Genomic DNA, 11,638 nt, shown 5'->3' on the forward strand with positions numbered 1-11,638 from the left:
AGCAAATACAATAGCTTCACTATCATGATAAGGGCGCTGGCGAAGGGTGTCAAGTAAGTTTTTTCGTTTCTATTCCCAATAAAAGTTTGTTATATGGTTATGCAAGAAGTTTAATACTCATAGTTTCAAGCATATACTGAAATATTTCATTAGCTATAGCAACATCTTGGCGTGGGGCTTTGCCGTGTTCTATAAACACAGAGATTGCATAGCGCGGGTTATGGTAAGGGCCATAGGCGATAAATAACTTATGACTTTCGCCCTTAGAGTTTATTTCTGGTGTACCGGTTTTGCCAGCAATTTGTATACCGCTTAGCCCTTTCTTATAGGTTCCAGTTTTAGAATTCACCACGTCAAACATAGCTTTTCGAACTATGCTAAGATGCTCACAATCCACATCAATATCGGGAAAATCTTGTATCGTTTCATTCATCTTAATGCGGGGAATTACCTCTTTTCCTGTTGCAATCCTCGCTGCAAGAACTGCAAGCTGTAGTGGTGTTGTAAGCATATACCCTTGTCCTATAACTAAGTTGATAGTGTCACCTAAATACCACTGCGAATATAGCTTTCGTGTACGCCAATCTCTATCTGGCAACAACCCTGGAGCTTCTTCTTTAAACGTTCCAATCAGTGGCCCACTTCCAATACCAAATTTTCTGGCCATTTCTACTAGAGAGTCTACACTTATTTTTTTCCCTATATTATAAAAGTAAGTGTTGCATGATAATGCCATTGCCTCATTTAAAGATACATACCCATGGACTTTGCTTTTCAGACAACGAAATTTCCGCTCACCTATTTTCATATAGCCCTTGCACGAGAATTTCTCTTCTGGTGTTATTATCCCGTCTTTTAAACCCGCAAGCGCAACTATTACTTTAAATATTGAACCAGGTGGAATTTGATATGATAACGCACGATTCACGAGCGGCAATGAAGGAGCATTCAAGCTCTCCCAAGTCTCATTTGATAGCCTGCTAGCAAAAAGATTATTATCGTAAGAAGGTGAATTATATAATGCTAAAATTTCTCCATTATTTACATCAATTACCACTGCGGAGCCTTGGTGATCTTTAAATACCTCTGCGGTTTTCTCTTGCAGATTAATATCAATTGTCAGTTGTACATCTTGTCCGTCTTGTTGTGGTATGCTTGATAATTCTTTTATGACGCGTTTTTTAGAATTTATTTCCTGCTCAGATTTTCCTGACTTGCCTTTCAATATATGATCATATGTATATTCAATACCGCTGATTCCTACTTCGCTTATGCCTTGCTGTCTTTTTGTATATCCGATTACATGAGAACACATTGAACCAAACGGGTAATAACGTTTATAAAGAGCAGTTATTTTTTCTGACGATTTTGCTATTTTAGACTCGACTTCTGATAATGTCTGCAAATCAACTTCCTTACCAGAACCATCAAACAAAACAACATACGAAATTTTGTTTACCGCAAGTTCAATGCTATTCCTATCTAAAATTTTGCCCCGCTTAGGCATAATAGTAGCAACTCTTATTCTATTACTATTAGATAGTGCTTCGTACTTTTGTCTGTTTCGTATTTGTAAATTATATAACCTGCAACTAAAAACCGCAGAAATGGTAAGCTGAATACCACCTAATATGAATGCTCTGCGGTTAAAGACTTTGTTTTTTGTCCACATAACATTCCTTCAAAACACACTTTTTTTCCCCTCTTTTATTGTTACACTTCTGGCTTTTACCGTATTACAAACCCTTTTTTCCCACTCACTTAAGGTCACAAACTTATAACCTGATTTTTTTAGTATTTTAATAATATGAGGTAAAGCTTCAATTGTGTTTGACCTGTTATTGTGATCATGAAACAGTATAACTGCTCCATTATGTACATTACTTAAAACTCTTTCAACTAAAGTTTCTGGCTTATCACCTTGCCAATCTAGCGAATCAACTGTCCATAATATTGAATACATATTTAATTGATCAGTATTTTCAATCAGATTATCGTCATAACATCCATATGGCGGACGAAACCATTTTACATCTTGTTTTATTGCATTTTTAATTGCTGTATTTGTCTTTTCCAATTCTTGCAATTGTTCCTCACTTGAAAGTGATGTCAACTTCCTATGCGACCAAGAGTGATTGCCTAACTCATGACCTGATTCATGAATTTTCTTTACTATTTCAGACGTTTTTTCATTTATACGTTCACCAAGCACAAAAAATGTTGCTTTTGCTTCATAGCTTTCCAGAACATTAATAATATCGTTTACTCTATTGTTAGACGGTCCATCATCAAACGTAAGCGCAACAAACTTATCGTCGTTATTCAATAATTTTTTTATATTACTTAAATTTCTATATGATAGATCTAGATTACAACTGAGCCCACAGTATGGTAAATTAAAATTACAATCACTACAAAAAGCCGTACTTGAATATAGTAAGAAAAAAGTGATTATCCTTATAAACATTTGTAATCAGCAAAGTGATAGAATACTACACTTTTTTGCTAAGTTAAGCCATCTTTAATTGCTGTAGCCTTTACTTCATCGCTTCTTTAATATATTGTATTAACAATTTTATATAATATATTATGATTGCAAATATAAATACCGTTGCGCTTCAGGGAATTAGCACAGTAAATGTCAATGCACAAATTCATATGGCAAATGGTATTCCAGCTTTTAATATTGTTGGATTGCCAGATAAAACTGTTGCGGAATCCAAAGAACGCATCAGAGCAGCGTTAAATTCAATCAATCTACTACTACCTCCAAAAAGAATTACAGTTAATCTCTCCCCTGCGGATTTACTGAAAGAAGGTAGTCATTATGACTTGGCTATTGCTATTGGACTACTTGTTGTAATGAATGTGATACCAGTTGAAAAAGTTCAGTCTTATATCATTATGGGTGAGCTTGCCCTTGATGGCAGAGTTATTCCAGTTTCAGGAGTGCTGCCAACAGCGATCAATGCAAAACAGGCAAATAAAGGAGTAATTTGCCCAAGGGGAAATGGAGTAGAGGCTTCATGGGTAAAGAATGTTTCAATTCTAGCTATAGAGAAATTAACTGATATTATCAGACACTTTAAGGGTGAGCAATTAATTCAGCCAGTAATTTTTAAATATAGTGATGCACCCAAAGAAAAAAGATTGGTTCCCGATATGAAGGATATTAAAGGCCAAGTTGTTGCAAAAAGAGCAGCTGAAATTGCAGCAGCAGGTGGGCATAATATGCTTCTTGTTGGCCCTCCTGGTACTGGAAAATCAATGCTTGCTAAGCGCTTTATAGGATTGCTGCCTGATTTAACCGAACAGGAGATGATTGATGTTAATATTATTTCCAGCATAACAAAAACTGGTAATGAAATATTCAAAGTAACTCGCCCCTTTCGTGAACCTCATCACTCATGTTCCATGCCAGCAATGATAGGAGGAGGAAAGAATGCAAAACCCGGAGAAATTACCATGGCTCACAATGGCGTGTTATTTCTTGATGAGCTACCTGAATTTCCAAGACTCGTGCTTGATTCTCTGCGCCAACCACTTGAAGATAGAAAAGTTACCGTTGCAAGGGCAAATGCTCACATAACCTACCCTGCCAATTTTCAACTGATAGCTGCAATGAACCCTTGCAGGTGCGGTTATTTAGGTGATGCAAGCAGATCGTGCAACAAAGCTCCAAAGTGTGGCACAGATTACAAAAACAAAATATCAGGCCCATTGCTTGATAGAATAGACATATGCATTGAAATGCCAAACGTTAGCATACTCTCTCCTGAAATCTCTGTGGAGGGAGAAAGTACTAAAATTATAAGAGAAAGAGTGATAGCAGCAAGAAAAGTTCAAACTGAGCGCTATAGTGAATTAAATATTCGTTGCAATTCAGAAGTAAGCGGTGAAGCATTTAATAAATTTACTGAACCAGATCAGGCAGGGTTAGAATTGCTAAAATACGTACTGAAAGAAAATTACATTTCCAATCGAGGCTACACACGCGTATTAAAAGTTGCAAGAACTATTGCAGATCTTGCAAAAAGTGAAGAAGTAAAAAGAGCACACATTGCTGAAGCGCTCAATTACAGAATAAAGGTATATTAAAAAATTAGTTTACTTGACAGGCAATTTTTTTTACTATATGCTTCCTTAACGAAATTTTAACATTCTATTTAAGGAGTAGAGTTATGGCATTAACAAATTGTAAGTATGGAGAAGGGGGTAGCGTTTTTCATGCTATTTCAGTAGGATATATGCAAGCTAAAAAATACTGGGGAATTCCTGCTGCTGCTAGTGGAGCCGGTCAGTACGCTATGCATAATAAAGGGAGAACGGCATTATTTTCGCTTGCAGTTGCAAGTGTTGTCTTTACAGCAATGCATATGAAAGCAGGCTTTGTTAGTGCAGCAGAAGCTTCTGGGTTTCTTGCTAAGACTGCCAGTTACTTTGTTGGAACAAATCAAGCAATAGCTGCTTCATTACCTGGATTTATCGGAACAGGTGTTGCTGGTCAGATAGTTGCGGGTGCCATAATGGCAATTGCTGCAGTTGCTGCTGTTTATGGAACATATCAAGTTGCCTCAAAATTAAAAGATGTTGCAGTTGAAGCATTGAAAGGGAAAGGGAAAGGTCAGACAATATCATAATCTTCAACAAAATAAAAAGGGATAGGTTTCTGTCCCTTTTTATAAACGTTTTCTATTTTTTGCATCGGTTAAGTGATGTCATCTAAGAATCTAGTTATTATAATTAACGGCACTTATTAGTATAAATGTTAAGAACAAGTAAATCCCGTTTACTATTTACGCCTATAGAAGTGAAAAGTATTTGCATATTATTAAAAAAGCGGTAACTTATTATCAAGTGAATTCGCTAAATTTGAGTAATTTAAATGTCTATTGATCTTAGTCTGCCGGAGTTGCCTATATTACACCCAAGGATTACCGTTGTGGGAGTGGGTGGTGCTGGTGGAAATGCTGTGAATAACATGATCCAATCTAATTTGCAAGGAGTGAATTTTGTTGTCGCAAATACCGATGCTCAAGCACTAGAAAAGTCGTTATGTGATAAAAAAATTCAGCTTGGCATTAATTTAACTAAGGGGCTTGGTGCTGGTGCTTTGCCTGATGTTGGCAAAGGTGCAGCAGAAGAGTCAATTGATGAGATTATGGAGCATATAAAAGATAGTCATATGCTTTTCATCACAGCAGGAATGGGCGGTGGTACTGGAACCGGTGCAGCACCGGTAATTGCAAAAGCAGCCAGAGAAGCAAGAGCCGCAGTTAAGGATAGAGCGCCAAAAGAAAAAAAGATATTGACTGTTGGAGTTGTAACTAAACCGTTCGGTTTTGAAGGTGTGCGCCGTATGCGCATTGCAGAGCTTGGACTTGAAGAACTGCAAAAATACGTGGATACACTTATTGTCATTCCAAATCAGAATTTATTTAGAATTGCAAATGAAAAAACTACATTTTCTGATGCATTTAAACTTGCTGATAATGTTCTGCACATTGGCATCAGAGGAGTAACTGACTTGATGGTCATGCCAGGGCTTATCAATCTTGACTTCGCTGATATAGAAACAGTAATGAGCGAGATGGGCAAAGCGATGATCGGCACCGGAGAGGCAGAAGGAGAAGATAGAGCAATTAGTGCTGCAGAGGCTGCAATATCTAATCCATTGCTTGATAATGTATCAATGAAAGGTGCGCAAGGAATATTAATTAACATTACTGGTGGCGGAGATATGACTCTGTTTGAAGTTGATGCTGCAGCCAATAGAGTGCGTGAAGAAGTAGATGAAAATGCAAATATAATATTTGGTGCTACTTTTGATCAAGCGATGGAGGGAAGAGTTAGAGTTTCTGTTCTTGCAACTGGCATTGATGGTCGCAATAATAAATCAGAAACTTCACCTATAAGTCAGAGCGAAGACTCAGAGAAAGAGAAATTTAAGTGGCCATATAGTCAAAGTGAAAGTACACAAGACAAAACACTGGAAACAAAACCAGCTGAACAGGTAAGCGAAGGAGCTAAGTGGGGCAGCAATATCTATGATATACCAGCTTACTTAAGAAGAAAAAAATAATGCAATTTTGGCTACTTAAGTCAGAGCCAAGTGAATACTCATGGCAAAAAATGGAAAAGGAGCAGGTAGTTGAGTGGGATGGTGTGCGCAATTATCAAGCTCAAAATTACATGAAAATTATGAAAGCAAGCGATCTTGCGTTTTTTTATCATACAGGTAAAGAGAAAGCAATACTTGGAATCGTTGAAGTATTTAAAGAGTATTATCATGTTAATGATCCCAAGTTCGGATTAGTGAATGTAAAGTTTTTGAAACCTTTAAATAACCAAGTAACGTTAAATAATATAAAACAAAACCCACTTTTGAAAAATATGACTATATTAAAACAACCACGTTTATCAATTGCCCCAGTTTCGGAAATTGAATGGAATGAAATAATAAGGATGAGTGATGTGTAATACCTGTCATTTCAGTTCCTAAATGATGTCATCTCAGCACACAACGCACAGCTGTATGAATATTTGTCTCGAAGGCAGTGCATTAAACGTTATAGCCGATTTTGCATCAAACACAAAGGTGTCATTCCAGTGCTTGACACTGGAATCCAGCCTTAATGCAACCACATTAAAGCCGTTGTGTTTTAATATAAGATTAGCTACTTTTATATTCACTAACTTGATGTCTAATCAAAATTCCTGGATCCCAGTGCCTAGACACTGGGATGACATCCTTCTAGTGTACAATATTCGTACAGTTGTGTACATGACACAAGGGTCTATAACTCTTCTTTTTTGGATTCCAGTGTCAGCTATTTGCATGACACCCTTACTGATGTGTCACTCATGTTAGAAGTAAATATTCTTGACAAGAAATGGTGCAGCATTATAGAAAATCCTAAAAATTTTGTATTAGGTGTCATCAATGCTTCTCTAAAAGCATTAAAAATAGACCACTATAAACCAAATATATCAATAGCTCTGGCTGATGATGACTTGCTACATCAACTTAATTTAAAATTTAGAGAAATGGATAAGCCAACTAACGTACTATCATTTCCGTATGAACAATTGTCTAATGAGTGCGATTTAGGAGACATAGCAATTTCAATAGACACAATAAAAAGAGAATCGCATGAGTATTATATACCCATTCTTGCTCACATTGCACACATGTTAGTGCATGGATTACTGCATTTACTTGGTTATGATCACCAAAAAAAAGATGAAGAAATTATAATGAAAAATCTAGAAAGAGAGATTTTAGCTTCGCTTGGCTACAATATGTGTGCGATTTAAAAGGAATTTAATAAAAATATAGTAGATGATAATAAAATATGTTATCTACAAAGGGTTTTAGCTATAAACAATAAAAGGTAAGTGATATGGTTCAGTTTTCTTTGCCAAAGAATTCTAAAATTAATCAAAAGGGCAAAATTTATCCTATTCCTGCTAGAGCAAAAAACATCAGAAGATTTCAAATTTACCGTTGGTCTGCTGATGACGAGAAAAACCCTAGAATAGACACATTTTTTATTGATATGGATAGTTGTGGCCCTATGGTACTTGATGCATTAATAAAAATAAAGGATGAAATAGATTCGACTTTAACTTTCAGACGTTCTTGTAGAGAAGGCATATGTGGATCTTGTGCCATGAATATTGACGGAACCAATACTCTTGCATGTACTAGATCTATACATGATATAAAAGGTGACGTAAAAATATATCCATTACCTCACATGTATGTAATAAAGGACCTAGTCTCGGATTTGAGCCAATTTTATGAGCAATACAAATCAATTAAACCTTGGTTACAAGCAGATAAGCCTGCCCTACCAAATAAAGAATACTCTCAATCTTCTGAAGATAGAAAAAAATTAGATGGCTTGTCCGACTGTATATTATGTGCTTGCTGTTCGACTGGTTGCCCAAGCTACTGGTGGAATAGTGATAAATTTTTAGGACCAGCAATACTATTACAAGCTTACAGATGGATTGCTGACAGCCGTGATAATAAGACAGGTGAAAGACTTGATGTTTTAAACGACCCATTCAAGTTGTATCGTTGTCATACAATAATGAATTGCACAAAAACTTGTCCTAAAGGACTTAATCCAGCAAGAGCAATAGCGAAAGTAAAACAGCTCATGGTAGAGAGAGAAGGAGTTTAAGTATTATCTTTTGCATTCTTCGTAAGAGAACAGCAAACCTTCCGAAGCGTAGGGTATTGTTAATACCCTGAACGCTTTTCCGTTTGTGAAGTGCATCGTATCATCGTACGATTCAAATAATTTTTTGAACAACTCATGTCTTTGGTTACTCATAGTTTGAAAATCCTCTTTTTCTAAAAGCTTTTTAGATTCGAAGAGGTAAAGCATAACTTCGTGATAAGTTGGGTAAGATGCCAAAAATTTTGGGTCAAATTGAAAGGTTTTTATAAAAGCATTATTATAAAATTTTAGCTTTTGATTCTTACTATATATTACTATAGCAACCGGTAACCTCTCAAGCAAATTTTTCTGTGTAGCTAAATAACTGTTTAATTCAGTATATAATTTCTCTGCATCACTAACATCTTTCCCATACATTACTATGCTACCAGAACCTTGTATTGGAATTTTAACAAAATCGAAAACCTTAGGTTCGTTCTTATAAGTTATGACATGTCTTCCTGGTTTTGTGCTATGAGCGCTACCGGTAATAGCAAATTTCTTAGAACCATCTACATATTTATCATAAAACAAGTTATAAAATTCCACCTTTCTACTCTTGTTATATCTTAGTATTGGAAATGGTAAAGAGTTGAAAACGTTTTTATAGCTCTCCACTTCCTGTGTAAGCTTACTATTTTCTAACTCAAGTCCGTTAGCCTTTATCTTACAGTCTGAGACATTCCTTATCCATAACAGCACACCTATCACATTGTTAGAATCATCTATTATGCTTCTACCGTAACATATGCAATAAACCTCACTGTCTTTTGACTTTAAATCTAGAGTAAAAGATTTATTTATTTCCTTTGCCTCAACAAAATTTTTGATTAAGCTTTCTGATTGCTCAAAAAAATTCACAAACTCATTAAATGAGTAAAAAACAGTATTAAGCAAAATTAGTAAATTGGGAGAGAACTTTTCTATACGTTTTTTTGCATCCCAAATATAAAACCCATCATTCACAGTATCAATTAAATTATTTATGATAACATTTTGATGCTGTAAGTTCTTAATCTTATTACTAATTTTTAATTTAGAATAAGAGAGAAGGAATAATATTAGAATCAATATTAAAACCACTTCATACAAAAAAAACATAGCACTTTTAAAACAAATGTAAAAATTTGTAACCGCTCAGAATTATGCTGAAGAGGTATATAAGTAAAGATTGCCTAACATTTGAAAGCCCAATCTCTTATAAAGGTTCACAGAAGATTTCATACAATGTGCTACTATATATTTGCATTCAAGCTGTTTAGCTATCTTTATTCTTTCTAAAACCATTTGGGTACCTATTCCACGATTCCTGTAAATTGGTAAAACTCCATCACTATAAAAACCAGCTACGCTATCTTGAACATAAAGACCGCATGTCCCAATAATTTCATTATTTAGTGTTACAAGAAAAAATCTTAATCTTGAGTTCTTATCATCATAATTTGATAATCCGCGAAAAAATGTGCTGACAATTCCAACGCCATGATAAAAAATTTTAGAAGTGTGTAGATCTAACTGTTCTAAGAGGTTGCTACCATTCACAGCATTTAACCTCAAGTTTGGAATAACATCAGCAGGTAAAAAGTAATTTTTCATATTAAGGAAAGCTTTTTTTGGTGTGCTAACGTGTTTTATTTCACACTTTTCTAAAATATCTCTTATTTTCATATGTGAATTTATTACCCATGTTGCTTCTATATCTCTTGTTCTGAGATAATCTAGAGTTTTTTGTATAGAAAGCTCGGTACATTGATCTCCACAGAACACAAAATTAAATAATGACTCCCTGGTACCATTTATTGTAAATATGATGTTATCAAATTCATCGTGCACTTCCCACTCAGATAAATTCGCTGTGTACAGTATATAATCCTTTAGATTTTGAACAATTAAGCTTGAATAATAAATTTTTTTATCCTGCATACACCAACAATAAACAATAAAAGGCTCCTATAAGAACACAGGCTAAAATTGCAGCTATAACGTCATCTAGCATAATACCTAAAGGACCTTTGGTATTTTTATCGATTAAATTTATAGGCCACGTTTTTATTATATCAAAAAACCTAAAAGAAAAAAAGCACAACAACAATGAAGAACAATTCATCTCTTGGCTTAACAATATCGAAACTAAAAGTATCGTCAGCAATTGACCAACCACTTCGTCAATTACTACCTCTTTTGGATCACATGAAGTCTTGTAATGTTTTATATAATTACCTGTAGACCATAATCCAATTAAGAATAAAAAAGAAATAATTGCTGCACCTAAAATTTTGTTGCTCAGGATTACAGGAACAAGCGGAAAAGAAGCCAAACTACCCACAGTACCTGGCATTTTTTTTACTGTTCCAGACAGCCACCACGTTGATATTAATTTATATAAAAATTTCACAATATATCCAAATACAAAATTAACTTATAAGAACAGAAAGAGTATCCTCTATAGAGGCGCTTTCATACAATAATCTATAGACCGCTTCACATATAGGCATTTTTATCTTTAGCTTTCCTGCTAAATTAAATATGGACTCAGCAGTGCTAAAACCTTCAATCACTGACTTGCCTTCTGACAAAATCTGCTGAACATTAAAGCCATTGTCACTATTACCTATTTTAAACCCAAAAGATAAGTTTCTTGAATTCAAGGATGTGCATGTCATAATTAGGTCACCCAGACATGCTGGCCCAAGTAGTGTATTTATATCCACACTACCGTCACCAATTTTTGCTGAGTATAAAGCCTTAATTTCGCTCATACTTTTCGTAATCAATGCTGCATGAGCATTAAACCCAAGTTTACTACCTAGAACAATCCCACACGCTATAGCAAAAACGTTCTTTAACGCTGCACAAATCTGTACTCCTATAATGTCGTTACTAAACTCCAATTTAACATTTTCTTGTTGCAGCTCTGATACTAGCTTTGAACCTAATGTGTTATTTTGGCATGCAAGAACCATTGAATAGGGTAATTTTCTTGCAACTTCTACAGCAAAGCTAGGACCGGAAAAAATAGCAATAGGATTGTTAGGTAAAATTTCATTTACTATTTCACTAGGTAATTTTAATGTAGACTTTTCTATTCCCTTACAAGCTAAAATTATTGCTACATCTTTTTTCAGATTACAATTATGCAATTGCTGACATACCTTCCTCAGAGACTGAGTGGGAACAGCGAGGATTGTTACTGAAGCATTAATTATGTCTTCAATAGCCAATTTTACTGACACATTATCAGAAATTCGACAACCGGGTAGCTTGTCACTTTCTCTTTTCCCGTTGATTGATTCAAATGTAGTTTCATTGTGAGTCCACAAAATCACATCTTTCTTACTACCTAATGAAATTGCGATTGCTGTACCCCATGCACCAGCACCTAAAATTGATATTGCCACACAATATTC

13 protein-coding genes are annotated in these 11,638 nt (G+C 35.1%); 7 read left to right on the forward strand and 6 right to left on the reverse strand.

What is annotated here, in order from left to right; all coding sequences use genetic code 11:
• Positions 1–97: 97 nt before the first annotated feature.
• Both OZD62_RS00565 and OZD62_RS00570 read right to left on the reverse strand, forming a co-directional pair.
• The gene (locus OZD62_RS00565) at positions 98–1,672 is read right to left on the reverse strand and encodes a penicillin-binding transpeptidase domain-containing protein (RefSeq protein ID WP_006280388.1); all 1,575 of its coding nucleotides are present in this window, start codon (positions 1,670–1,672) and stop codon (positions 98–100) included.
• 9 nt (positions 1,673–1,681) lie between these two features.
• Complete coding sequence (locus tag OZD62_RS00570) at positions 1,682–2,467, reverse strand: polysaccharide deacetylase family protein (RefSeq protein WP_275019207.1); 786 nt, start codon at positions 2,465–2,467, stop codon at positions 1,682–1,684.
• A gap of 122 nt (positions 2,468–2,589) precedes the next feature.
• On the opposite strand from OZD62_RS00570, the gene OZD62_RS00575 reads away from it, so the two are divergent.
• From OZD62_RS00575 to OZD62_RS00605, 7 genes are all read left to right on the forward strand, one after another.
• Positions 2,590–4,098, forward strand: coding sequence for a YifB family Mg chelatase-like AAA ATPase (locus OZD62_RS00575; protein ID WP_095742738.1), 1,509 nt, complete (start codon positions 2,590–2,592; stop codon positions 4,096–4,098).
• Positions 4,099–4,181: 83 nt separating this feature from the next.
• Positions 4,182–4,640, forward strand: a complete 459-nt coding sequence (locus tag OZD62_RS00580) for a hypothetical protein (RefSeq protein ID WP_275019208.1) — start codon at positions 4,182–4,184, stop codon at positions 4,638–4,640.
• A gap of 245 nt (positions 4,641–4,885) precedes the next feature.
• The gene (gene ftsZ / locus OZD62_RS00585) at positions 4,886–6,082 is read left to right on the forward strand and encodes a cell division protein FtsZ (protein ID WP_010962790.1); all 1,197 of its coding nucleotides are present in this window, start codon (positions 4,886–4,888) and stop codon (positions 6,080–6,082) included.
• Positions 6,082–6,480 (forward strand): EVE domain-containing protein, encoded by a 399-nt coding sequence (locus OZD62_RS00590; protein ID WP_007549395.1) that lies wholly within the window; start codon positions 6,082–6,084, stop codon positions 6,478–6,480. Before ftsZ ends, OZD62_RS00590 begins: the two co-directional genes overlap by 1 nt.
• 55 nt (positions 6,481–6,535) lie before the next feature.
• Positions 6,536–6,871, forward strand: coding sequence for a WPE palindromic element domain-containing protein (locus OZD62_RS00595; protein ID WP_173862870.1), 336 nt, complete (start codon positions 6,536–6,538; stop codon positions 6,869–6,871).
• Complete coding sequence (gene ybeY, locus OZD62_RS00600) at positions 6,865–7,317, forward strand: rRNA maturation RNase YbeY (RefSeq protein ID WP_275019209.1); 453 nt, start codon at positions 6,865–6,867, stop codon at positions 7,315–7,317. The genes OZD62_RS00595 and ybeY overlap by 7 nt, the downstream gene beginning before the upstream one ends.
• Positions 7,318–7,403: 86 nt before the next feature.
• On the forward strand, positions 7,404–8,192 hold the full coding sequence (locus OZD62_RS00605; protein WP_010082472.1) for a succinate dehydrogenase iron-sulfur subunit: 789 nt from the start codon (positions 7,404–7,406) through the stop codon (positions 8,190–8,192).
• A 3-nt stretch (positions 8,193–8,195) separates the two neighbouring features.
• Here the strand turns inward: OZD62_RS00605 and OZD62_RS00610 are convergent, their stop codons facing one another.
• Genes OZD62_RS00610 through OZD62_RS00625 form a run of 4 tightly spaced genes read right to left on the reverse strand, consistent with a single transcriptional unit; the run spans position 8,196 to position 11,629 of the window.
• On the reverse strand, positions 8,196–9,332 hold the full coding sequence (locus OZD62_RS00610; protein WP_275019210.1) for a hypothetical protein: 1,137 nt from the start codon (positions 9,330–9,332) through the stop codon (positions 8,196–8,198).
• 42 nt (positions 9,333–9,374) lie between these two features.
• Complete coding sequence (locus OZD62_RS00615; RefSeq protein ID WP_275019211.1) at positions 9,375–10,154, reverse strand: GNAT family N-acetyltransferase; 780 nt, start codon at positions 10,152–10,154, stop codon at positions 9,375–9,377.
• Positions 10,144–10,626, reverse strand: coding sequence for a phosphatidylglycerophosphatase A family protein (locus OZD62_RS00620; RefSeq protein ID WP_006279290.1), 483 nt, complete (start codon positions 10,624–10,626; stop codon positions 10,144–10,146). Before OZD62_RS00620 ends, OZD62_RS00615 begins: the two co-directional genes overlap by 11 nt.
• Before the next feature lie 19 nt (positions 10,627–10,645).
• Entirely contained in the window at positions 10,646–11,629 is a 984-nt protein-coding gene (locus tag OZD62_RS00625) for an NAD(P)H-dependent glycerol-3-phosphate dehydrogenase (RefSeq protein WP_010962796.1), read from the reverse strand.
• Positions 11,630–11,638 lie beyond the last annotated feature (9 nt).

The sequence above is a fragment of the Wolbachia endosymbiont of Drosophila seguyi genome (genome assembly GCF_028981765.1).
GTDB lineage: Bacteria > Pseudomonadota > Alphaproteobacteria > Rickettsiales > Anaplasmataceae > Wolbachia > Wolbachia pipientis.